Annotated in this window: 20 protein-coding genes; 6 read left to right on the top strand and 14 right to left on the bottom strand. The window is 64.8% G+C overall.

Features of this window, described 5'->3' with window-relative positions:
- Window position 1 precedes the first annotated feature (1 nt).
- On the bottom strand, window positions 2-2,047 hold the full coding sequence (locus B552_RS27180) for a PBP1A family penicillin-binding protein (protein WP_035879459.1): 2,046 nt from the start codon (window positions 2,045-2,047) through the stop codon (window positions 2-4).
- A 10-nt stretch (window positions 2,048-2,057) separates the two neighbouring features.
- A complete protein-coding gene (locus B552_RS0105110; RefSeq protein WP_019447937.1) occupies window positions 2,058-2,960 on the bottom strand; it encodes an alpha/beta hydrolase in 903 nt (300 codons plus the stop codon).
- A 143-nt stretch (window positions 2,961-3,103) separates the two neighbouring features.
- Between B552_RS0105110 and B552_RS0105105 the strand changes: the two genes are divergently transcribed.
- On the top strand, window positions 3,104-3,337 hold the full coding sequence (locus tag B552_RS0105105; protein WP_019447936.1) for a hypothetical protein: 234 nt from the start codon (window positions 3,104-3,106) through the stop codon (window positions 3,335-3,337).
- Between the two features lie 6 nt (window positions 3,338-3,343).
- On the opposite strand, the gene bglX is transcribed toward B552_RS0105105, so the two are convergent.
- Window positions 3,344-5,644 (bottom strand): beta-glucosidase BglX, encoded by a 2,301-nt coding sequence (gene bglX / locus B552_RS0105100; protein WP_019447935.1) that lies wholly within the window; start codon window positions 5,642-5,644, stop codon window positions 3,344-3,346.
- 262 nt (window positions 5,645-5,906) lie between these two features.
- On the opposite strand from bglX, the gene B552_RS0105095 reads away from it, so the two are divergent.
- Window positions 5,907-7,478, top strand: coding sequence for a glucan biosynthesis protein (locus B552_RS0105095; RefSeq protein ID WP_193352171.1), 1,572 nt, complete (start codon window positions 5,907-5,909; stop codon window positions 7,476-7,478).
- Window positions 7,479-7,488: 10 nt separating this feature from the next.
- Here the strand turns inward: B552_RS0105095 and B552_RS0105090 are convergent, their stop codons facing one another.
- The 11 genes from B552_RS0105090 to B552_RS0105040 all read right to left on the bottom strand — a co-directional run bounded on the left by B552_RS0105090 (window position 7,489) and on the right by B552_RS0105040 (window position 18,125).
- Complete coding sequence (locus B552_RS0105090) at window positions 7,489-7,713, bottom strand: DUF3820 family protein (protein WP_026035352.1); 225 nt, start codon at window positions 7,711-7,713, stop codon at window positions 7,489-7,491.
- Between the two features lie 156 nt (window positions 7,714-7,869).
- A complete protein-coding gene (locus tag B552_RS0105085) occupies window positions 7,870-8,577 on the bottom strand; it encodes a hypothetical protein (RefSeq protein WP_026035351.1) in 708 nt (235 codons plus the stop codon).
- A gap of 9 nt (window positions 8,578-8,586) precedes the next feature.
- A complete protein-coding gene (locus tag B552_RS0105080; RefSeq protein WP_019447931.1) occupies window positions 8,587-11,046 on the bottom strand; it encodes a TonB-dependent receptor in 2,460 nt (819 codons plus the stop codon).
- 102 nt (window positions 11,047-11,148) lie between these two features.
- Window positions 11,149-12,126 (bottom strand): FecR domain-containing protein, encoded by a 978-nt coding sequence (locus B552_RS0105075; protein ID WP_019447930.1) that lies wholly within the window; start codon window positions 12,124-12,126, stop codon window positions 11,149-11,151.
- The gene (locus B552_RS0105070; protein ID WP_019447929.1) at window positions 12,123-12,632 is read right to left on the bottom strand and encodes a sigma-70 family RNA polymerase sigma factor; all 510 of its coding nucleotides are present in this window, start codon (window positions 12,630-12,632) and stop codon (window positions 12,123-12,125) included. The genes B552_RS0105075 and B552_RS0105070 overlap by 4 nt, the downstream gene beginning before the upstream one ends.
- A gap of 133 nt (window positions 12,633-12,765) precedes the next feature.
- On the bottom strand, window positions 12,766-13,401 hold the full coding sequence (locus B552_RS0105065) for an MliC family protein (RefSeq protein WP_019447928.1): 636 nt from the start codon (window positions 13,399-13,401) through the stop codon (window positions 12,766-12,768).
- Between the two features lie 23 nt (window positions 13,402-13,424).
- Window positions 13,425-13,811 carry a cupin domain-containing protein gene (locus tag B552_RS0105060; protein ID WP_019447927.1) on the bottom strand — a complete coding sequence of 129 codons (387 nt, stop codon included), beginning with the start codon at window positions 13,809-13,811 and terminating at the stop codon, window positions 13,425-13,427.
- Between the two features lie 40 nt (window positions 13,812-13,851).
- Window positions 13,852-14,394, bottom strand: coding sequence for a type II toxin-antitoxin system VapC family toxin (locus B552_RS27175; RefSeq protein WP_019447926.1), 543 nt, complete (start codon window positions 14,392-14,394; stop codon window positions 13,852-13,854).
- A 481-nt stretch (window positions 14,395-14,875) separates the two neighbouring features.
- The gene (locus B552_RS0105050; RefSeq protein WP_019447925.1) at window positions 14,876-15,418 is read right to left on the bottom strand and encodes a shikimate kinase; all 543 of its coding nucleotides are present in this window, start codon (window positions 15,416-15,418) and stop codon (window positions 14,876-14,878) included.
- An 89-nt stretch (window positions 15,419-15,507) separates the two neighbouring features.
- The gene (locus tag B552_RS0105045) at window positions 15,508-16,887 is read right to left on the bottom strand and encodes an aromatic acid/H+ symport family MFS transporter (protein ID WP_019447924.1); all 1,380 of its coding nucleotides are present in this window, start codon (window positions 16,885-16,887) and stop codon (window positions 15,508-15,510) included.
- Window positions 16,888-17,171: 284 nt separating this feature from the next.
- A complete protein-coding gene (locus B552_RS0105040; protein WP_019447923.1) occupies window positions 17,172-18,125 on the bottom strand; it encodes a LysR substrate-binding domain-containing protein in 954 nt (317 codons plus the stop codon).
- Window positions 18,126-18,225: 100 nt separating this feature from the next.
- On the opposite strand from B552_RS0105040, the gene pcaH reads away from it, so the two are divergent.
- From pcaH to pcaD, 4 genes are all read left to right on the top strand, one after another.
- Complete coding sequence (gene pcaH, locus B552_RS0105035) at window positions 18,226-18,939, top strand: protocatechuate 3,4-dioxygenase subunit beta (RefSeq protein WP_019447922.1); 714 nt, start codon at window positions 18,226-18,228, stop codon at window positions 18,937-18,939.
- A 5-nt stretch (window positions 18,940-18,944) separates the two neighbouring features.
- The gene (gene pcaG / locus B552_RS0105030) at window positions 18,945-19,514 is read left to right on the top strand and encodes a protocatechuate 3,4-dioxygenase subunit alpha (protein ID WP_019447921.1); all 570 of its coding nucleotides are present in this window, start codon (window positions 18,945-18,947) and stop codon (window positions 19,512-19,514) included.
- A gap of 86 nt (window positions 19,515-19,600) precedes the next feature.
- A complete protein-coding gene (locus B552_RS0105025) occupies window positions 19,601-21,007 on the top strand; it encodes a 3-carboxy-cis,cis-muconate cycloisomerase (RefSeq protein ID WP_193352172.1) in 1,407 nt (468 codons plus the stop codon).
- Between the two features lie 12 nt (window positions 21,008-21,019).
- On the top strand, window positions 21,020-22,198 hold the full coding sequence (pcaD, locus tag B552_RS0105020) for a 3-oxoadipate enol-lactonase (RefSeq protein WP_019447919.1): 1,179 nt from the start codon (window positions 21,020-21,022) through the stop codon (window positions 22,196-22,198).
- Window positions 22,199-22,310: the final 112 nt, after the last annotated feature.

Raw genomic sequence — 22,310 nt, 5'->3', positions numbered from 1 at the left:
GTTACAGCGCGCCGTTGGCAGGGCGCTGCGGTGTTGCGGTTGCAGGGACGTCGAGGGCGGCCGGCGTGGGCACCGGGGTGCCGGGTGCGCCGCCGTCGGCCGGCGCGTCTGGCGTGGCAGCCGGCGGCGGGAAGCCGAGCGATGCAATGCCATGCGTGCCGTCGGCATTCTCGGCGTAAGCCCAGTCGTCGTTGAGACGCGCAAGTTGCGGCGGCGTCGGGAAACTGGCCACCGGCACGCCGGAAAGCCGGCCTTCCATATAGGCGGCCCAGATCGGCAATGCGGTCGTGGCGCCGAACTCGTGTCGGCCCAGGCTGCGATTGTCGTCAAAGCCCATCCATGTCACCGTTACCACGTCGCCCGCATAGCCGGCGAACCAGCCATCGACCGCGTCGTTGGTCGTGCCGGTCTTGCCCGCCACGTCGTCGCGGCGCAGGTAGCGTTTCACGCCGGTGCCGGTGCCTTCGTCCACCACGCTCTGCAGCAGGCTGTTCATCACGAAGGCATTGCGCTCGGAAATCACGCGCGGCAGTTCCGCTGGTGTCTCGGCGGCAAAAAGCACGTTGCCGTCACCGTCGGTGATTTTGTCGATCACGTAAGGCTCGATGCGGTGGCCCTGGTTGGCAAACACGCCGTACGCTGCGGCCAGTCGCAGCGGCGACGTGGAGCCGGTTCCAAGCGCCAGCGGCAGGTACGGCGGCAGCCGCTTGGTGGCGAAGCCGAACTTGCCGGCGAAGTCGATGGCATACGGAATGCCGATTGCGCGCAGCGTACGGATGGCGGGCAGGTTGCGCGACTCGGCCAGCGCCTGGCGCACGGTGATCGGACCAACAAAGCGGTCATCGTCATTCGATGGCTGCCAGCGCGGGTCGTCAAGCGGCGCATCGTTGATCAGCGTACCGGGCGAGATGCCGCGCTCCAGTGCCGCCGAGTAGATAAACGGCTTGAACGTGGAGCCCGGCTGACGCTGGGCCTGCGTGGCGTGATTGAAGCGGTTCTCGCTGAAATCGGCGCCGCCGACCATTGCCTCGATTGCGCCGGTGTTCGTATCGAGCGAGACAAGCGCGGCCTGCGGCAGTTTCGCCTGCGCGCCCGTCAATCCGTGCCGTTTGCCGTAGCCGGCCAGTCCGGCCTGTACCGCGTCGTACGCCATCGTCTGGCGCACCGAGGACACGGTGGTGTAGACGTTGATGCCACGCGTATAAGCCTCGTCGCCAAAACGGTCGAAGGCAAGCTGCCGCGCCAGCTCGGCCACATACTCGGCATGGCCATTGAAGCTGCCATTGGCGTCATGGCTCACCACAAGCTGAACGCCGCGTGCCTCGCGATACTGATCCTGCGTGATCATCCCCAGCGCCAGCATGCGGCCCAGCACATATTCCTGGCGCTTCTTGGCCCGCGGGAAATTGACCATCGGGTTCATCGTCGAAGGCGCCTTGGGCAGGCCCGCGAGCATCGCCGTTTCCGCCAGCGAAAGCGACGCCAGCGGCTTGCCGAAGTATGTCTGCGCCGCACTGCCAAAGCCATAGGCGTGCTCGCCCAGATAAACCTGGTTCATGTAGAGCTCGAGCACGCGCTCCTTGGGCAGCGTGCGGTCGATCTGCCACGCCAGCAGGATTTCGTACCACTTGCGCGACAGCGTCTTTTCCCGCGACAGGTAGAAGTTGCGCGCCACCTGCATGGTGATGGTCGACGCCCCTTGTGCGTAGCCTTCGCCGATATCGGCCAGTGCCGCGCGAACCAGTCCGGGAATGTCCACGCCCGCGTGGTTGTAGAACTGGTCGTCCTCGGCCGCGAGCAGCGCCTCGGTCATCAGCTTCGGCATCTTCTCGATCGGGACGAACTCGCGATGCTCGGCGCCGAACTCGCCAATGAGCACGTGGTCGCTGGTGTAGACACGCAGCGGTACCTGGGGGCGATAGTCGCGCAATGCGTCGACGGAAGGGAGTTGCCGCAGGCTGACCACCGCGGCGAAGCCGGCGAGCAAAACGCCGGCCGCTGCCAGCGCCGTGAAGACGCCGGCAGCCTTGACTGCAATCTTTTTCATGGCGCGCATTCTACCGTGCCGCGGAAAGCGGCAAAGGCACACCGGACTCGGTATGGTCGGCAGGAGCGGGTTGGTCAGAGGGCTGTCTGGCGCGGTCGGATGCCTGATGCGGCACTTGTCGCGCGAATTCGCACAGCGCGAGCCACGTTTCAGGCTGTTCGATGATCGTAAAGTGATCGGTACCGGCAATCGTCTGCAGCGCAACGGGGCCGGGCCACGCGGCCATCAGCCGCTCCGAACATTCGTGGGGAACCACGGCGTCAGTTTCGGCCAGCAGCACCTTGGTGCTTTGCACCACCTTCTTGCAGTGCGAGATCGAATCGAAGTGATGGCGCATCAACTGACGCAGCGGCACCAGCGGGAAGCGCTTGCGCACGATCTCCAGAAGCGAGTCGTACGGCGTGATCAGTTGCAGGCTTTCGAAGTCCTGCAGGTCCGCAAGCTGGATCGCCACGCCCGTGCCCAGAGAGCGTCCCACCACGTGCACGCGCACGCCGGGAAAGGCGCGCCGGATATGGAGCAGAAACTGGCTTGCGTCAGCCACGGCGGCTGCCTCGGATGGCATGCCGTCCGAGTGGCCGATGCCACGGTAGTCGAACGTTGCAAAGCCCATGCCGGGCGGCAGCCATTTCACGTACCGGAGCGTTTCCAGCACGTCCTCGCCCCTTCCCGGCAGATAGAACAGCAGGTCGCTCACGTCCGCATGGTCTGCGTGGTAGCAGTAGCCGCGGAACTGGCCGCCGGGCACCTCATGCGAGTAGCCGACGATGCCATCCGGCAGATCAGCGGGCGGGCGCCGGCGTGCGTCGAACAGCAGCCGTTCCTGGTTGAGGGTCAGGTAGGACCAGTAGCAGACAAAGCCTCCCGCGGTCAGCAGGGTGGCGGTCAGCGTCTTGCGCACAAGCGAAGGCATGGGGCGAAGGATTGGTCACGGATGAGCAAGCCTAGCCCAGCCTAACCGAAATTTTGGCGTCGCGGCATTGGACCGGGCAGGGTACCCGCGAGTTCTTGTACGATATGCCGCATATCGAATCACGGCCACCGGGGGGCTGTTACATGAGCGACGAACAGAATCGCGCGGAAGAGGCGCAGGCGATGGAGCGGGTGGTCAATGCCACACGCCAGGTGCAGGTGGCCTTTTCCGCGCTGCTGACACAGTATCCGCCGCAGGGCAGCGGCAAACCGTCGAAGATCGCGCTGCAGACCTTCGACGCCGCTTTGCAGTCGCTGGAAGACGCGCAGGCGGCCTTCGACGAGATCCTCAACGAGTTGCTCGACGGTAACCGCTGATACGCGCTATTCCAGCGTAAAGCGCGCCTCGCGCACGGATGCCGAGTCCAGGCCGATCTGCACATTGAAATCGCCAGGCTCCGCCACGTATTCGAGGCGCGCGTTATAGAACTTGAGCGTGTCCTCGCTGACCGGGAAGTCGATCACGCGCGACTCGCCCGGCGCGAGCATCACCTTGCGGAAGTCCTTGAGTTCCTTGACTGGCCGCACGACCGACGCCGTCACGTCCTGCACATAAAGCTGCACCACGGTCTCTCCGCTGCGCTCGCCCGTGTTCTTTACGGTCACGCTGGCCATGATCTTGCCGTTGCGCGCCAGCTTCGGCGCCGACAGCCGGATGTCGGAAACGCTGAACGTGGTGTAGCTCAGTCCGTAGCCGAACGGGTAGAGCGGCCCGGAATCCTCCTCGAAGTACTGCGAGGTATAGTTCGGCGCCTTGCCCGGCGTGAACGGCCGGCCGATACGGAGCTGGTTGTAGTACGTGGGAATCTGGCCGATCGAGCGCGGGAACGAGAGCGGCAGCTTGCCTGACGGGTTTTCGTCACCGAACAGCACGTCGGCGATGGCATGGCCGCCTTCGGTGCCGGTGTACCAGGTCTCGAGCATCGCGTCGGCGTTGTCCTTCTCCCAGTTGACCGTGAGCGGGCGCCCGTTCATCAGCACCACCACCAGCGGCTTGCCGGTGGTCTTCAGCGCTTTCAACAGCGCCAGCTGGCTGCCCGGCAGCGACAGGCTCGTGCGGCTCGATGCCTCGTGCGACATCCCGCGCGTTTCACCGACGGCCACGACGATCGCGTCGGCCTTGCGCGCCACGCGTACCGCTTCGTCGATCATCTCGCCGGGCGATCGCTTGTCCTGCACAACTTCCGGGTTATCCCAGTTCAGGAAGTTCAGATAGCCAACCACGCGCTCATCGTCGGTCACGTTGGCGCCGCGTGCGTAGACCACCTCGCCCTTGCCGGCCACCGCGTCGCGCATGCCCTGCAGCAGCGTGACAGACTGGCGCGCCTTGCCGGCGGCGGACCAGCTTCCCATGATGTCAATTTTGGCGTCGGCCAGCGGCCCGATCACGGCAACCGTCCCGGATTTTTCCAATGGCAGCGTCTGGTTGCGGTTCTCCAGCAGCACCATGGACTTGCGTGCGGCCTCGCGCGCGTCGGCACGGTGCAGGCGGCTTTCGGCGTCGACGTCAAGCGGATCGTCCGCCTTGGTGCCGATGCGGCGGAACGGGTCGGCAAACAGCCCCATGTCGTACTTCGCGCCGAGCACCTCGCGCACGGCGTCATCAATCAGCTTTACGGGCACGGTGCCCGACTTGACCAGCGTCGGCAGTTGCTCCAGATAGCGCGAATCGGCCATGCTCATGTCCACGCCGGCCTCGATCGCCAGCTTTGCCGCTTCGCGGCCGTTGCCGGCCACGCCGTGGCGCAGCAGCTCGTCGATCGCGCCGTGGTCGCTCACGGTGACGCCCCTGAAGCCCCATTCCTTGCGCAGCAGGTCGCGCAGCAGCCACTTGTTCGACGTGGCAGGCTGGCCGTTGATCGAGTTCAGCGCGATCATCACGCCGCCGGCACCTGCGTCCAGCGCGGCGCGATAGGGCGGCAGGTAGTCCTGGTACATGCGCTGCATGCTCATGTCCACGGTGTTGTAGTCCCGGCCGCCTTCCACCGCGCCGTACAGTGCGAAATGCTTGACGAAGGCCATCACGCTGTCTGCATTCGCCGGGGACGATCCCTGGAAGCCCTTCACGCTGGCGCGCGCGCACTGCGAGACCAGGTACGGGTCTTCGCCGAAGCCTTCCGATGTACGGCCCCAGCGCGGATCGCGCGAGATATCGACCATCGGCGCGAACGTGGCGTCCAGCCCGTCGGCGGCCGCCTCGACCGCTGAGATCCTCGCGGCTTTCTCCACCACGCCCATGTCCCAGCTCGATGCCAGGGCCAGGCTGATCGGGAACACCGTGCGGTGGCCGTGTACCACGTCATAGGCGAAGAAGATCGGGATCTTCAGCCGGCTCTGATTCGCCGCGGCTTCCTGCAGCGGCCGGTTGTCCGCGCGGGTGACGGAGTTGAACGTGCCGCCCACACGCCCTGCGGCAATTTCCTTGATGAGCTGGGGCTGGGGCATCTCCGGCCCGATACTGATGAGCCGGAGCTGGCCGATCTTCTCGTCGAGCGTCATCTTCCCGATCAGGTCGGCGATGAACGCCTGCTTGTCGGCGGCGGGATTGTCTGCCGCGGCGGCATACGACGGTGCGAGAAGCGGCGCGCAGGCAAGGCTGGCCGCAACGGCCAGCATGGAAAGCATTCGCATGTTCTGGTTTGTCGGTGATGAACGGACTGCCGGACCCTCGCCCCGCAATGGTGCGGCACCGGGGTTTGCGCGGCTGTCACCGTATGTCTGACAGGCACGTCCGGCGAAATCGGTTATTTTTCTGAACTGCGCCGCAAGTCTACAGCCTTATACGCCATACACTGGCCCTAATGGCTTGTTTGTGGCCTTTTGTCGATGTCTGTACCTGGAGGGATTCGTGGTTCTTGCCGTCTTTGCCGCGTCATTGCGTAACAGGATGAAACTTGTCTTGCCGGGGCTCGCGCTTGCCGGCTGCCTGATCGGCGTTGCGCCGGCCAGTCATGCCTTCTCGCTCGACGACGTGACCGCGCGCGCCAAGTCGCTCGCGGAGCGGCCCTATACGGCGCCGGTCAGCAACCTGCCACCGGTGTTTGCGCAGATGCAGTTTGCGGACTACATCAAGATCCAGCCGAAGCTTGACCATCTTGCCTGGAACGACCAGGGCACGCCGTTTCGCCTGGGCTTCTATCACCAGGGCATGCAGTTCAGTTCCCCGGTTCGCATCCACGAGATCGTTGGCGGCAAGGTCGACGAAATTCGCTACGATCCCGGCCGCTTCGATTTCGGCGAACTGAAGCTCGACCGTGCGGCCACGAACAAGCTCGGATACGCTGGCTTCCGGCTGCTGTACCCGATCAACCGGGCCGACAAGCTGGACGAAGTGATGAGCGTGCTTGGTGCGAGCTACTTCCGCGTTATCGGCAAGGGGCAGGTCTATGGCCTGTCCAGCCGCGGGCTGGCCATCAATACCGGCCTGTCCGAGCCCGAGGAATTCCCGGCCTTCCGCGAATTCTGGATCGAGCGCCCGAACCCGCAGGACAAGCACGTGGTGTTCTACGCGCTGCTGGATTCGAAGAATGCGACGGGCGCCTATCGCTTCGATCTCTACCCGGGCGAGGACTCGGTGCTCAAGGTGCAGGCGCGCGTCTTCATGCGCGGGCCGGTGACCAGGCTGGGCATCGCACCGCTGACCAGCATGTTCCTGTACGGGCCGAACCAGCAGCGCGACGCCAACAACTTCCGGCCGGCCCTGCACGACTCGAATGGCCTGGCCATCCACACTGGCGACGGCGAATGGCTGTGGCGCCCGCTGAACAACCCGAAGCACGTGGCGCTGAGCGCGTTCACCGTCAACAATCCGCGCGGCTTCGGCCTGCTGCAGCGCGGGCGGGATTTCTCGGCCTACGAGGATCTGAAGGATCGCTATGACCTGCGCCCGAGCGCATGGATCGAGCCGCAGGGCGACTGGGGCCGTGGCAAGGTCGAACTCGTGGAGATCCCGACGCCCGACGAGACCAACGACAACATCGTGGCGTTCTGGACGCCTGAGCAGTTGCCGCCGAAGGGCCAGCCGATCCGTGCCGACTACACAATGCACTGGACCACGGACGAACGCGCGATCTTTGCGAAGGACCTGGCATGGGTCAAGCAGACGATGCGGACGGCGGGCGAGATTACGCAGGCCAACCTGATCCGCCATCTCGACGGCAGCCTCGGCTTCGTGATCGACTTCGAGGGCCCGGTGCTGGCCAACCTTCCGCCAAATACGCCGGTGCAGCCGACGTTCAGCGTCAGCGACAACGCCGAGGTGATCGAAAACGTGATCCAGCCGAATCCCGTGACCAGGGGGTATCGCGTGACGCTGCGCATCAAGGTCAAGGACCCGAAGAAAGTGGTGGAGATGCGCGAGGCATTGGTGTCCAACGGCAAGCTGCTCAGCGAAACCTGGAGCTACCAGATTCCGCCCGATACCGTGAACCAGGTCGTGTCGGGCCAGACGGTGCGCTAGGCGCCGGTGCCTAGCGCAGCGGTTTGCGTAGCGGCTTCAGCAGGTGCGACAGCCCGTTGTGGTCGAGTTCGTGCATCAGCGCCAGCAGGCGGCCGATTTCGCCGGGAGGAAAGCCCTCCCGCGCGAACCAGTTCAGGTAGTTGCCCGGCAGGTCGGCGATCAGCGTGCCCTTGTGCTTGCCGAAGGGCATTTCGCGTGTGACGAGTAACGTCAGGGAATCGCTGTCCGGCAGCATGATGGGCGGGTCCGTGGACGATGAGAAGCGCGAATTGTAGCGTGCGTCAGTGTCCATAACGGTCCGTAGCGGTCCATCAGCGCCCCATCAGCGCCCCATCAGCGCCCCATCAGGGCCCATCGGCGTCGACGGGCGCCCCGGCCGCGCACGGTGGCGTTACAGGTCTCCCGCCGCCCAGTCCACCGCGGCGTCGAACAGCTGGACACCCGCCCCGGACAGGTTAGTGAACGTATCGTTGCCGATAAAGAACATCACGCGGCGCGCGGGGGCTTGGGACTCGTAGTCCATCGTCGCTCCTTTTTCATAGACGAAGATCGCGGCCTTTTCGGGCTGGCCATACAACGTGGCGATAATGCTTGCGCCGAGCCCCGGTTTGCCCCAGTTCATGTATCCCGCCTTCTGATAGACGGTCGTGGTACCCGCGGGGAGTCCTGCTGCAACCGGATGCGGAGCGTTGACGAGCCACAGAAAGCGTTCGTGCTTTGCCGTACCGTAGTCCGTGCCATCGAGCTTGCCTGTCATGGCCAGATCGTCGAGCATGTCGTCCTCCCACGTCAGTAGCGGCACGGGCAACTGGCGCCAGCCGGGACCAACCAGCTTCGCGGAGATTGTCGACGACATGATCACAAGACGCGCATGTGCCGCGCGTGATGCCGGGGCATCCTGATTTAGCAGGTTGACCGCGAACCCGCGTGACTCGAGGTGGGTGCGGATCTTTTGATCGATGGCCGCGTTGGGCCCATCGGCTTGCATGACGAGCGCGACCGTGCCACGGGACGGCGTATCCGCCGCGGCAGAAGTTACGCCACAGGTGGCAAGCAAGGCGCCGATAGTCAGGGTGCGGCGGAGCGGGGAGACAGGCATCGTAAATCCTCAGAAATCGAAGGTGGTCAGGAGCGTGACCTGCCGGGGATTACCCACGGCGACCGCAAGCGGTTGGACTGCCGATGGGTAATACACGCGGTTGAACAGGTTCTTGACGTTGAGCTGGAAGCGCACCTTCTGACCGCCGACACGGGTCTCGTAGGTGGCAAAGGCATCGAACAGCGTGTAGGCTGGCAGCCAGAAGCTGTTGGCCGAATCTCCCGGGCGGTTGCCTACGTAGTGAATGCCGCCGCCAAGCCGGAAGCGGTCGGCGCCGAGGATCTGGCCGAAGTCATAGACGGCGGACAATGCGGCCGTATGTTGCGCGACGTTCCAGAGCCGATTGCCGTCGTACTTGGGGTCTTCGGTGATCCTGGCGTCAAGGTACGCGTAGCTGGCGATGACGTTCCAGTGCCGGCCGATCTGGCCGGTCACGTCCAGTTCCACGCCGCTTGACCGCGCGCGTCCGGACGTGCGCCATTCGATCAACCCGGTGGCCGGATTGAACTGCGATACCAGCACGTTGCGCTTGTCGATGTTGAACAGCGCCAGCGTGCCGCTGATGCCGCTGGCCAGTTCGACCTTGCCGCCCAGTTCCCACGACGCGGCCTGTTCCGGGGCGATCGACGCATCGATGACCGCGCCGCCGCCAAGCGGAGCGATCGTCGAGTTCGGTTTCAGCGATTGCGTGTAGCTGCCGTATAGCGAGAACGCGGGCGTCCATTTGTAGACGATGCCGGCGCGCGGCAGCCACTTCTGGTCCGTGATATCGGTATTGGCCAAAAACGGACGCCCGCGTCCGGCCAACTGGCTGTAGCTCAGGTATCGCGCGCCGCCTACCAGAATCCACTTGTCCGTCAGGTACAGGCTGTCCTGGAAGAACAGTGACGTGGCGTGCAGCGTATCGGTCTGGTCGCTTTCGGTGGCCGAGATTCTGGTCGCCGGAGGCTCCAGGCCATAGACCGGGTCCAGATAGTTGAACGGCGCGGTCGCCCGCTGGCGCAGCATGTTCTGGCGATAGATGCGGCGGTACTCGCTGTCCGCGCCCACCTGCAGTTCGTTACGCATACCGGCGATGCGGAAGTTGCCGCTGACATACGCCACCCCGTAGCTGTCGGTGCTCAACGCGCCATCGGTCGCATCATTGCGGCGGGTGATGGCGCCGGTAACGGGATTCAGTCCTATGTTGCGCAGCTGCCCTGCATCATAGGCTTCACGGTTGTAGCTATAGCCGAAGTGCGCGCGCCAATCGGCATTGAAATGATGATCGACGGTCAGTTGTGCGAGGTGCGATTCACCGCGCATCTCGTTGAGCGGGTCGTCGATGCGGCGCCGGCTTGGGATCGGCAGGGGCTCCATCGTGCGTGGATCGAGCGCCGTGCCACGATCGAACGGATAGAGGAACTTGCGGTACTCGTAGGAAAGGTTCACCTGGGTGTCCTGGCCATACCAGGCCAGCGACGGCGCGACCAGCGTTTCGCGGTTCTCGCCGAAATTGCGCCAGTAGGACTCGTCGATGTAGTCGGCCACAAGACGGTAGGCCAGGCCCGATGTGCCGATCGCGCCGGTGGTGTCGATCGTTCCGCCCGCGCCGTTCTTGCCATGGCCGTATGTCGTGCCAAGAAGCGACAGCGAGGTGGACCGTTGCAGCGATGGGCGCTTGCTCACGATGTTGATGACACCGCCGGGGTCCATGATCCCGTAGAGCAGTGATGCCGGACCCTTCAGTACTTCGACGCTGTCCGCGTTGGCGTTCAGACTGCGGCCCTGTACCAGCGGCATGCCGTTGCGCATGACTGAGCCGTCCCGGTTGTTGCCGAAGCCGCGCTTCATGATGGCATCCATCGTTCCGGCCAGCGTGTTGCCCTGGGTGATCCCGCTGATGTTGTTGACGGCATCGTCAAGGTTGCGCGGCCGCTGGTCGATCATGACCTGCGCGGGCACGATATTCACGGCCTGCGGGGTATCCATCAGCGGTGCATCCGAGCGCAGTACCGAGGTGGTTTGTGGCGCGCGATAGCTTTCGGCGTCCGCGCTGACCGTGACCGGGGGGAGCGCGGCAATGTGGTCGTCGCGGGCCGGTTCGTCCTGCGTGACGTTGCGCACCAGGACGTAGCTGCCGTCGGCATTGGCCGACGCGGCCAAGCCGGTGCCTTGCAGGATTGCGTCGAGCCCTTCGCGCACACCATATTGACCGCGCAGGCCGTGGCTTTGCCGATTGGCAGCTTGCTCGGGCGTGAACGCCAGCAGGATGCCGGCCTCGCGGCCGAAGCGATTCAGCGTGGCCTGCAGCGGGCCAGCGGGAATGTCGTAGGAGTGCTGCGACGATGTGGCCTGCGCGGGCGCGCCCTGCGCCAGCGCGTAGCTGGACCACGGCAAGGTGGCGCCGCACAAGGCGGCGAGCACGATCGAATATTGCAGGACATAGGCGGAGCGGCGGCGCGGCAGCGCCAGGATCTGGTGCGACATGGATTCTGCGGACGAAGATGCGTAAAGGGTTTCATCTCCTATGTCACGCGAGAATCCGGAACAGACCACCAGTCGGCAAAAAAGCTGAGAGCCGCGCGAAAATTACGCCGGAAGTACGGTGGTCCAGTAACGCGTCAGATAATGGATGCGGATCGGCAGAGCGGTTCGAAGTGCATCGAGAATGCGATTGGTGTTCGCCAGCGGGAACGTGCCCGATACGCGCAGATTGGCGACGGCGGGGTCGCAACGTAGCCGGCCTGGCCGGTAACGGTCGATCTCACTCAGGAACTCGGCCAAGGGCATGTCCGTGGCCACGAGCATGCCGTCTTTCCAGGCGATATCGCTATTTGGCAGTGTCCGGTGTGCATCGACGGCGCCCGACGTATAGCGCGCCTGCCAGCCAGCGACTATCACGCGACTGGCGCTGGTATTGGCCTGCGGCCGGATCGCGACGGCACCCTCGGTGACGCCGATCCAGCCCGCATCGGCCAGTTGGCGCACCGCGAATCGTGTTCCGAGCGGTTGCAGCGTGGCATCGCGCGTGGCGACCACGAAGGGCCTGCGTGCAGCCCGGGGATCTTGACCGGTCTCGATGAAGATTTCGCCGCGCAGCAGGTTGATGCGCCTTTCGTCGGCCGTGAAGGCCACGTCGATCGCAGTGTCCGTGTTCAGCCTGACCTGTGTGCCGTCGTCGAGTGTGAGCTGACGCTGCTCTCCCACAGCGGTGTGCGCGTCGGCCAGCCAGTCCTGCAACGGAGCGTGACCCTTCGCAGCCCACACCGCTGCCCCGCCCGCGAATACGGTTGCCAGCGCCGTGACGGCCTGGCGCCTGCTGGCCGAGCGTGGCGGGGTCAGTGCCGCGCGTGCGACGGTGGCGGCCAATGGCGATGCAACACTGCGTAGTCGAGCATTGACTGCCTCAATGTGTGACCACGCGCGAGCATGATCGGGATGTTGGGTCAGCCAGTTGCGCCACGCGGCGCGCGTGGCATCGTCGGCGCCATGTCCTTGCAGTGCAAGCAGCCATTCCACGGCGGCACGTGCCACGTGAGGCGGAATGGCATGGCCCGGTGCGCTCATGAGGCAGGCAATGCGAAGTAGCACTGTGTGCAGGCGCGCACCAGATACCGTTTGACTGTGGTCACCGAGATCCGCAAGGCCGCGGCGATCTCGGCCTGGCTCAGTCCTTCGAGTTGTGCCATCAGGAATGCGCGCTTGACGGCCACGGGCAATCCTTCGAGTAGTTCTGCGATCTCATGAAGGGTTTCCAGCAGGATCGCCCGCTCTTCTACGGAAGGTACCAGTGCCGCCGGCTGACTGGCGAGCGCTTCCATATAGGCCTGTTCCAGCTTCTCGCGCCGCCATTGGTTGGCCAGCACACGCTGCGCGACGGTAGTCAGGAACGCGCGCGGTTCGACAATTGCCAACGCTTCTTCGCGTGCCAGGAGCCGCATGAACGTGTCATGCGCAAGGTCGGCGGAACGATGCCAACAGCCGACCTTGCGATGCAGCCAGCCAAGCAGCCATCGGTGGTGGCCGCTGTAGAGTGTGTGGATATCGTGGTGCGGACCAGCGTCGGCTGCCATCGTCCATTCCTTGTTGCCCGACGGGCCTGCTGAAGGTGAGTAACGACTTGTAAATGAGAATCGTTATTATATGGAGTGCCCATGTGGCGTGCAATCGATGTCGTGGCGTCGCCGCCACGGCAGTCCGCCGAAATCAGTCGAAGGTTTCCACGTGGCAATTCATTCCCGGCTTGCCGGGCAGGACCAGTTGGGCATCGGGCCCCTTGTCCCAGAACAGCGCTTCGCCATCGGCGATGGTCGCCGCGTAGCGTGCGCCCGAGGCGGCCGGTGTCTGCTTCAGCACCAGTTGCTGGTCCAGCCAGCGCAGGTACGCGTATCCGGGGGCTGTCTGCACGAACGTCCCGGCGATGACAGCCTCGATGCCTGGGCAGCGAATTCCGAACGGCCCGCGGCTGATGCCCTTGTCGTCCTGCGTGCGTGCGCCAGCGTAGCTGTGTCGCAGTTCGTAAATGCGCTGCAGGTAGCTGGTTGTCGCACACGCCCTTGCGTCATCCGATTTCCAGCAGTCGTTTCGACCCTTGACCCAGCCGCGCTGCTCTGCCAGCAGCCGCTTTTTCTGCGCTGTCGGCAATGAGTGCGCGTCAAGCGCCAGCCCATAGAGCCGGGTGGTTTCGCGGTCTAGCCGTGCGAGCGTGTCGTCCTTGCAGATCAGTTGTTCGGTTTGCCCTTCTGCCGCCTTGCAATCGAAGCTCGGGCTGGCGGCAGAGGCGATGCCGCTCACGCACAGCATGACCGGCGACGCTGTCAGCAGGGCAAGGCGGACGAGCATCGCAGGGGCTCCAGTGAGGAACGTCAGTTCGGGCCGCGATCGATAACGACGAAATACTTGCGCACCGGTTCGATGACCTCGAACACGCCCTCAAATCCTGCGGGGATCACGCAAGCATCGCCGGGACCGAACTCGCGCGCGTCACCGGTGTGGCTGGTGATGCGCAGACGCCCGCTGACGACGTGAAAAAATTCTTCCTTGCCTGCGGGGAACGCGATGCGCCACGCACCGGGTTCACAGGCCCAGATGCCGCAGTCGAAATCGCCTTGGTTCGCGCTGTAGTGCGTCCAGGTGGTGCGGTCCGGGTTGCCCTTGACGAGCCGGTCAGGCCGGGGGTTGTCGTGGCTCGGCGCTGGCTCGGTACGGAAATCTGTCAGGGTGACCTGTAAGGGCTTTGTGGCGGTATTCACAGCGGGAGGGCGCAAGGACGTTGAAATCGTAAGTGTAGTCTCATGGCCGCCTGAATCCGCGACATCTGCTTGCATGCATGTGCGGCTGCGTTACGGGCGCCCCTGCGTGAACCTGATGTGCATGACGTGATGTGCATAAGACTAGAATCCGGCGAACGGGCGGGTCGTCGCTGAACGGGTTGAGTATCCGGACGCCGGTGTTTGCGTAGTCGCGAACGTTCCGCGTCACCACGGTCAGTCCGTGCACAAGCGCGGTGGCGGCTATCAATTTGTCGAGCGCGTTTTCGGCGTACGGCACACGCAAGTGTCCCCAGAGTTCAATGATGCGTGCATCGACGGCAAGGATGCTGTGTGCATAGCGCCTCTGGACACCCAGCAGCCATTCGTCGAGCACCTTGCATTGTTGCCGGTCTCCGCGATATCGCTTCAGTTCCACGCCGCGACGCAGTTCCCCAAGCGTGACGACAGAGATGAACAACTCATGCTCTTCCGTATCGGCGTCTTCGAAGAAGGCAAGCACGCCCGGGTCTGCCCGGGAGCGCTTGCGCTGCTCACTGATGATGTTGGTATCGACCAGATACATGTTCGGTCGCCCCGGCTATTGGATTCGTGCGAAGTCCCGCTCATCGCAGGGATCGCCGGGAGGTATGGCCATGATGAATGCCGCAAGCGACTTGCGACGTGTCTGACGTGCGCTGGATGCCGAAGCCGTTGGCTTGGACCGTGCGTTGGCGGCGTTGTCGGCCTCGGGTTTCGTACTGGCGTGGCGCGCCTTGCGAGAGGGAGTGTTCTGCATGATGTGGCTCCTTGTCGAGTGAATGAACAGGGCGTCATCGTGCACCATGGCAACGCGAAAAGTTGTGTCGGTCTGTGCCGGGTGGGTTGATGCAAGGCAAAAGAAATGGACTTTGCCCGTTTGGCCGGAAGCGGGGCCCAAAAAGAAATGCCCCGGCGCGCGGGATCGCCGGGGCAGTAAGAGTTGCCAAGTCGTTTCAGGGTCGTGTCGAGTGACCCCGCAGCCAGTGTGCCGTTTGAGGCCCCTTTGCTCCAATAACTCACATGAGTTATTGCGCATCAGGAAGGATGAAGCCCAGTTGCGCCAGTACGCCTGCGGCTGCCTGGGCGACGCTGCCCCCATGGGCGGGCATGATGATATGGGCGACTTCCCGATAGATCGGGTCGCGCTCGCAAAAGAGCGCCTCGAGCCGGGCGCGCGGGTTTTCGGCCTGCAACAGGGGGCGCGCGCGGTTGCGCCGGGTGCGTTTCCAGAGTTCTGGCAACGTTGCGTCGAGGTAGATCACGCGGCCGCGCGTGCGCAGCATCTCGCGGTTTTCCTGCCGCAGCACGGCACCTCCGCCGGTGGCCAGCACAATGCCGCTGCGCTGCGTCAATTCATCGAGTACGCGTGCCTCGCGCTGACGGAAGCCTTCCTCGCCTTCGAGTTCGAAGATCGTGGCCACCCGTACGCCGCAGCGCGCTTCGATTTCCTGGTCGGTATCGAAGAACGGGCGGCCGAGCGACTGCGCGACGGCGCGCCCGACAGTCGTCTTGCCGGCGCCCATGAAACCGATGAAGAAGATGTTGTCCCCGGAGGTGTGCTGGTCCAAGTTCGTGCGCCGCAGCCCGCTGGTACTACCGAACGGTAGCACGTATGCGGCGCGTCTTCATCCATCTCCCCGGGGTGCCGGCGGCCGGTTCAATGACCCGAAACCATTGCCTGTTTTGGGTCGTGCGGCGCCGCATTGCGGGCGCCCACCTGCTTGACGATCAGTGCGGCGGCGGCGATGAACGCCGGTACCGCCAGCAGCGTGAAGATCCTGTCGAAGCCCAGATGCATGCGCAGCAGTTCTGCGCCGAGGAGCGCGCCGGTGATGCCCCCGAAACGACCGATGCCAAGCATCCATGCCACGCCGGTGGCACGGCCTTGCGTCGGGTAGAACCCGGCAGCCAGCGAGGGCATCGACGATTGGGCGCCGTTCATTGCGGTGCCTGCCAGGAAAATCAGCGCGCCGAGTACGAACTGCTCGCCGCCAGCGCCCTGGCCCACGGCATAGATCAGCACGCCGGTTAGCGCGTAGGTAATGGCGATGACCTTGTTCGGGTTGAATCGGTCCATGAACCAGCCGGCCGCGATGGTGCCGATGCCGCCGCCGAGCGGGAACAGGGCAGTCAGGAACGAAGCGCGTTGCAGCGTGAAGCCAGCGTCCTTCATCAGCGTCGGCATCCAGCTCGTCAGCAGGTAGAAAATCACCAGGCCCATGAAGTAGGTGAGCCACAGCATGGCCGAGCCCAGGCGGTAACGCGGTGCCAGCACCGTGCCGATGGCCGATGCCGCTGCCGGCGCGGTCTCGCTGATCGTGAATGCGCGGGCGTCATTCACGTTGGCGCCGGTGACGCGGGCCAGCACTTTGCGAATCTGGTCGGCGGGGTACTGGCGCACGACCATGTAGCGGATCGATTCGGGCAGCGTGGCTACCAGCAGTACCGCCAGGACCAGCGGCACGATGCCTCCGGCGACCAGCACGCTATGCCAGCCGTAATGAGGAATGATCGCTGCGGCAAAGAAGCCGCCCGCAGCCGATCCGAGCGGGAAGCCGCAGAACATGGTGTTGACGAGCACAGCGCGACGGCGAGCCGGCGCGTACTCGGACATCAGCGTGACCGCGTTGGGCATCGCTGCGCCAAGTCCCAGGCCGGTCAGGAAGCGCATGACCGTCAGCCACCAGACGGTCGGGGCGAAGGCCGTGGCCAGGCTGCAGGCGCCAAAGAAAAACACCGAAAGCACCAGCACCTTCTTGCGGCCGACGCGGTCGGCCATCGGGCCCGCGAAGATCGCGCCAAACGCAAGCCCGAAGAGCGCCGCACTCATCACCGGACCAAGTGACGATTTCTCGATCCCCCAGTCCTGCACCAGGGCCGGGGCAACATATCCCATTGCCGCCGTGTCAAAGCCATCCACGGCGACGATCATGAAACATAGGATCAAGATAAGCCACTGATACGCGGAGAAGCGTTGGCTGTCGATAAGCGACTGGACGTCGAGCGTGCCAGTTGCGGGGCGCAAGGTCTGGGACATGATTGTCTCCGTTCTCGGATCTGTCGGTGGCTGATCCTGCACCTCTTTAGTGGGCGATTGGAGCAACCGTGCATCGATATTGTTCTAAGGGCGAACTACTGTTCTCGATAGGAACGGATCATACGCAGCGTTTTTGCGTGCGAAGTATCGGCGTAAACCCGCAAGGCAGGTCAGATCATGACCCGCGATTCCGTCACGAAGGCGCGGCGGCAAAGGGCTGGCGGCGTGTTCGCGGATAGCGCAAAGAATTTTGCGAGGGCAGGCGCCGAGTGGCCCCGGAAACGCTAGCGGCTTGCCGCAATACGGCGGATCGCTTCGGCGAACGCCTCGGCCACTGGCTCCAGCGTGCGATCGCTTCTGCGCAGCAGGCCGATCGGTTCCTCGGTGCCCTGCGTGTCGAACGGCAGCAGCACCAGTTCGCCGCCCGCGACCGCGCGTTGCGTTGCCGATAGCGGTGCGGCCCAGACGCTGTCGCTTTGCTGCGCCACGAGCCGGCCCAGGTACGCGTCCGCCGTCTCAAGGCAGCCGTCGGGCAAGGCGAAGCCATGCCGTGCCAGCAGGCTTTCGGTGCTGTGGCGCGGAATCGAGCCAAGCGCCGGCACCACCATCGGCCACGCCACCACATCGCGCATCGTTGGCCGCGCGTTGTCCGCGAGCGGATGGCCGGTGCGCACCGCCAGCACCAGCGGCTCGGCCGCCAGCGATTCGAACCAGAGGCCTTCCATCGCCGCCGGGTCGTCCATGCGGCCGATCACCACGTCGAGCACATCGGCCTTGAGCAGGTCGATCAGCGTCCGGTTCATCCCGCTCTGCACGGCAAGCCCGACTTCCGCATGGCTCGCGCGAAACTGCGTCACCGCCTCAAGCAGCAGCGCCGGGACGATGCTCGGCAACGCGCCCACGCGAATGCGCTCCTGCCGGGGGGCGTCCGCGCCGCCCAGGCTGTCCGCTGCAGCGTCGACGTCCTCGAGCACGCGTAGTGCATGGCGCAGGAAGCGCATCCCGGCGGCCGTCAGGTCCGTACCGGCGCGCTGGCGCACGAGCAGCCGCGTGCCCACCAGTTCCTCGAGCTCGGTCAGCGTCTTGGACACCGCGGGCTGCGTCAGGCCAAGCCGCTCGCCGGCCCGGCCCAGATGCTGGGTCTGCGCCACGGCGACAAAGCAATGCAGGTGCCGCAGCCGGATTCGGCTTCGGAATGCGTCGGTGCGGCCTCCCCGTGACGGCTGATTGGCATCCATAACAAAAAGTCATTCAAATTGCGGAAAAACTCAATTTACATGACTTACAGCGTTGCATAAAGTCGAGCCCATCGATTCCTACAACCACGGAGACAGCGCGATGCCCCCACGCTCCGCCCGCCCCGACCAGTACCGTCGCCCGTACTGGAACACCCAGCCCGAATACCGCTTCGATCCGTATGCCTCGACGCAGCTTCGCTCGCCGGGCCAGCCGCTGATTGCGCTGCCGCAGTCGCTTTCCGAGGTGACGGGCCCGACGTTCGGCCCCGAATTTGTCCGGCAGGGCGATAACGACCTGACCGTTGGCAATGGCGGAGAACCGATCGGCGAGCGCATCCTGGTCACCGGCCGCGTGCTCGACGAGAACGGCCGCCCGGTGCCAAATGCGCTGATCGAAGTCTGGCAAGCGAATGCCGCCGGCCGCTATGTGCACAAGCGCGACCAGCACGACGCGCCGCTGGACCCGCATTTCTCGGGCGAAGGCCGCATGATCACCGACGCCAATGGCCACTACCAGTTCAAGACGATCAAGCCGGGCGCCTATCCCTGGCGTAACCACCACAACGCCTGGCGGCCGCAACACATCCACTTCTCGCTGTTCGGCAATGCATATGCCACGCGGTTGGTCACGCAGATGTACTTCCCCGGCGACCCGCTGCTGCCGTTCGACCCGATCTTCAACTGTGTGCCCGACGAAAAGGCGCGCGACCGACTGATCGCCGCCCTGGACTGGGAAACCACCGCCCCCGAGTACGCGCTCGGATACCGTTTCGATATCGTGCTGCGCGGCCGCGACGCCACGCCGATGGAGTAAAGGCCATGCTGTACGCCACCGCATCCCAGACCGTTGGTCCCTACCTGCATATCGGCCTGACCGGCCTGAACTGCGCCGACCTGACCGCCGACGCCCCTGACCTGGCCCCACAGCGCATCGTGATCGAAGGCCGCGTCTTCGATGGCAAAGGCGAGCCTGTGCCAGACGGCATGGTCGAGATCTGGCAGGCGAATCCCGCCGGCCGCTATCGCCACCCGGAAGACACGCGCGATCTCGCTCTGGTCCCCGGCTTTACCGGGTTCGGCCGCGTGCCGACCGAAGCAGACGGCTCGTTCCGCTTCGTCACCGTCAAGCCCGGCGCCGTGCCCGACGGCGAAGGACGCCCGCAGGCGCCGCACATCATGGTGTCGGTGTTCATGCGCGGCCTGGTCAAGCACGTTGCCACGCGCATGTATTTCCCCGAAGAGACCGCCACCAACGCCGCCGATGGTGTGCTGTCGCTGGTGCCGGCCGATCGCCGCGCCACGCTGATCGCCCAACCGAACGGCCAGAGCAGCTATCGCTGGGACGTTGTGCTGCAGGGGGCGGACGAGACCGTCTTTTTCGATATCTGATGTCCGTAAAGCGCGGCGCGGGGTTCCACCCGCGCCGCGCTTTGCATGACAATCGGCGCATTACCACCGGTACGCCCCCACCGACGATGCCCACGTTCTCCCGCCTGACTGATCCGATGTTCGGTAGTCCCGCCGTGCTCGACATCTTTTCCGATGCCGGCACAGTGCGCCGCATGCTTGCTGCCGAAGCCGCCCTTGCGTGGGCCGAAGCGCAGTGCGGCGTGATTCCGACCGAGGCTGCCGCCTTCATTACCGAGACTTGCGCCAGCCCCGATGTGATCGACTTCGACGCGCTGGCGCAGGCTGCCGTTTCCGGCGGCAATCTCGCCATCCCGTTTGTGAAGCAGTTGACCGCCGCCGTGACGCAGCGCGATGCCGACGCCGGACGCTACGTCCACTGGGGCGCCACGAGCCAGGACATCATCGATACCGCTCTGGTGCTGCAACTGGGCGATGCGCTCGGCGCCATCGAATCCGACCTGCTGCGCCTCGGCGATGCCTGCGCAGTGTTGGCTGCCACGCATCGCGCCACGCCGATGGTCGCGCGCACGTGGTTGCAGCACGCCTTGCCGACGACATTCGGCTGCAAGGCCGGCGGATGGCTCGATGCGCTGCGTCGCGACCTGGAACGGCTCGATCGCGTACGCAAGCAGGCTCGTGCGCTACAGTTCGGCGGTGCCGCCGGCACGCTGGCCAGCCTGGGCGATGCAGCCCCCGCCGTTGCCGCCCGCTTCGCCGCCGAACTTGGACTCGATCTGCCTGACCTGCCATGGCATGCGCACCGCGACCGCCTGGTGGAAGTGGCCACCGCGCTTGGCATGCTGACCGGCACGCTGGGCAAGATGGCGCGCGATATCTCTCTGATGATGCAGACCGAGATTGCCGAGGTGGCCGAGCCGTCGGGCCCGGGGCGCGGCGGCTCCAGCACGATGCCGCACAAGCGCAACCCAGTGGGCTGCGCGGCAGTGCTGACCGCTGCCATACGTGTGCCGCCGCTGGTGGCGACGATGCTGGCCGGCATGACGCAGGAGCATGAGCGCGCGCTCGGTGGCTGGCAGGCGGAGTGGGATACGCTGCCGCAGATCGCTGCGTTGGCCGCGGGCGCGCTGCGCCAGATGAGCGATGTTGCTGGCGGCCTTCAGGTCGATGCGGCCCGAATGCGCGCGAACCTCGATATCACGCACGGCCTGATCCTGGGCGAGGCCGCCATGCTCGAACTTGGCCGGCGCATTGGCCGGCTGCCCGCCCATCATCTTGTCGAGCAGGCATCGCGCCGTGCCGTGGCCGATGGCTGCACGCTGCGCACTGCGCTGGCGCGCACGCTTGCCGAAGATCCCAAACATGCTGGATTGCTCGACGACGAGACGCTTGATCGCCTGAGCGATCCGGCCCAGTACGCAGGACAATCCGAACGCTTTGCCGATGCAGCAGCAGCAGCATGGCACGCTGCACGCGCGAATCATGCAAATCACGCGAATCACAAAAAGGCCTGACTGGAGACTACCTTGCCTTACCTCGATCAAGCCGGCGCCCGACTGTTCTACACCGTCGACGGACCCGACGACGCACCCGCCATCGTTTTCTCCAACTCGCTCGGCACGGACCATACGATGTGGAAGCCGCAGGCCGACGCATTGGCGGGCCGCTTCCGCGTGGTGCGCTACGACGTGCGCGGACATGGCCGCTCGACCACCGCCGAAACCGCGCTCACCGTGGAAACGCTGGGCCGCGACGTGCTCGCCATCCTCGATGCGCTGCCGATCGATAAGGCTGTGTTCTGCGGGCTTTCGATGGGCGGCCTGACCGGCATGTGGCTCGGCATTCATGCGCCGGAACGTTTTTCAAAAATCGTACTGTCCAACACCGCGCCGAAGATCGGCACGGCCGATGGCTGGAACACCCGCATCGATGCCGTGATGCGCGACGGCATGGGCGACCTTGTCGAAGCATCGTTGGGCCGCTGGTTCACGCCGGGCTTCGTCGCCACGGCGGGACGCGCGCTCGATGACCTGCGCGATGTGATGGCAAGCCTGGATCCGCGCGGATATGCGGCCAGTTGCGCAGCCGTGCGTGATGCGGACCTGCGCGACGCGGTCAAGACCATCCCCGTTCCGGTGCTGGTGATCGCAGGCAGCGACGATCCGTCCACCACGGCGGATGAGGGCAGGGCGCTGGCCGCCGCCATTCCCGGCGCTATCTATATGGAGCTGCACGCCGCCCACCTTTCGAACCGCGAACAGCCGGGCCGCTTCACGGCTGCGCTGCTTGACTTCATCAATGGCCGCCGGCCGGTGACCGACGACCAGGCGCGCTACGACGCTGGGCTCTCCGTGCGCCGGGAAGTGCTCGGCAGCGCGCACGTAGATCGCTCGCTGCAACGGCTGACGCCGTTGAACGAGGAGTTCCAGAACCTGATCACGCGCTATGCATGGGGTGAGATCTGGACGCGCGAGGGCCTGCCGCGCCACACGCGCAGCCTGATTACCATCGCCATGATGGTGGCGCTGAACCGATCGGAAGAGCTGAAGCTGCATCTGCGTGCGGCGGCGAACAACGGCGTCACGCGCGACGAGATCAAGGAGGTGCTGCTGCAGACCGCGATCTACTGCGGCGTGCCGGCCGCCAACTCGGCATTCCATATGGCCGAGGAAGTGTTCGCGGACGTTGACCGCGCACGCGGCTGAGCCTCGGCCTATCGTTTCTCACCCTCGCCCCGCTTGCCCCTCAGACGTCCTTCATGGCAAACGCCGGCAGGCGGGCGCGGCCCGAGTCGCGGAACGCCGTTGGCGTCTGCCC

The organism is Cupriavidus sp. BIS7 (genome assembly GCF_000292345.1).
Lineage (GTDB): Bacteria > Pseudomonadota > Gammaproteobacteria > Burkholderiales > Burkholderiaceae > Cupriavidus.
Note: the sequence above shows the minus strand (reverse complement) of the source record. Positions and strands in the feature narration are given on the sequence as shown.

Coding starts and splice junctions, on each gene's coding strand:
- pcaH (WP_019447922.1), top strand. CDS start 18,226: ATGCCCCCACGCTCCGCCCGCCCCGACCAGTACCGTCGCCCGTACTGG.
- B552_RS0105040 (WP_019447923.1), bottom strand. CDS start 18,125: ATGGATGCCAATCAGCCGTCACGGGGAGGCCGCACCGACGCATTCCGA.
- B552_RS0105080 (WP_019447931.1), bottom strand. CDS start 11,046: ATGTCGCACCAGATCCTGGCGCTGCCGCGCCGCCGCTCCGCCTATGTC.
- B552_RS0105085 (WP_026035351.1), bottom strand. CDS start 8,577: ATGCCTGTCTCCCCGCTCCGCCGCACCCTGACTATCGGCGCCTTGCTT.
- B552_RS0105090 (WP_026035352.1), bottom strand. CDS start 7,713: ATGCTGCCGGACAGCGATTCCCTGACGTTACTCGTCACACGCGAAATG.
- pcaG (WP_019447921.1), top strand. CDS start 18,945: ATGCTGTACGCCACCGCATCCCAGACCGTTGGTCCCTACCTGCATATC.
- B552_RS0105045 (WP_019447924.1), bottom strand. CDS start 16,887: ATGTCCCAGACCTTGCGCCCCGCAACTGGCACGCTCGACGTCCAGTCG.
- bglX (WP_019447935.1), bottom strand. CDS start 5,644: ATGCTTTCCATGCTGGCCGTTGCGGCCAGCCTTGCCTGCGCGCCGCTT.
- B552_RS0105025 (WP_193352172.1), top strand. CDS start 19,601: ATGCCCACGTTCTCCCGCCTGACTGATCCGATGTTCGGTAGTCCCGCC.
- B552_RS0105105 (WP_019447936.1), top strand. CDS start 3,104: ATGAGCGACGAACAGAATCGCGCGGAAGAGGCGCAGGCGATGGAGCGG.
- B552_RS0105070 (WP_019447929.1), bottom strand. CDS start 12,632: ATGGCAGCCGACGCTGGTCCGCACCACGATATCCACACACTCTACAGC.
- B552_RS27175 (WP_019447926.1), bottom strand. CDS start 14,394: ATGTATCTGGTCGATACCAACATCATCAGTGAGCAGCGCAAGCGCTCC.
- B552_RS0105095 (WP_193352171.1), top strand. CDS start 5,907: ATGAAACTTGTCTTGCCGGGGCTCGCGCTTGCCGGCTGCCTGATCGGC.
- B552_RS27180 (WP_035879459.1), bottom strand. CDS start 2,047: ATGAAAAAGATTGCAGTCAAGGCTGCCGGCGTCTTCACGGCGCTGGCA.
- B552_RS0105110 (WP_019447937.1), bottom strand. CDS start 2,960: ATGCCTTCGCTTGTGCGCAAGACGCTGACCGCCACCCTGCTGACCGCG.
- B552_RS0105065 (WP_019447928.1), bottom strand. CDS start 13,401: ATGCTCGTCCGCCTTGCCCTGCTGACAGCGTCGCCGGTCATGCTGTGC.
- B552_RS0105075 (WP_019447930.1), bottom strand. CDS start 12,126: ATGAGCGCACCGGGCCATGCCATTCCGCCTCACGTGGCACGTGCCGCC.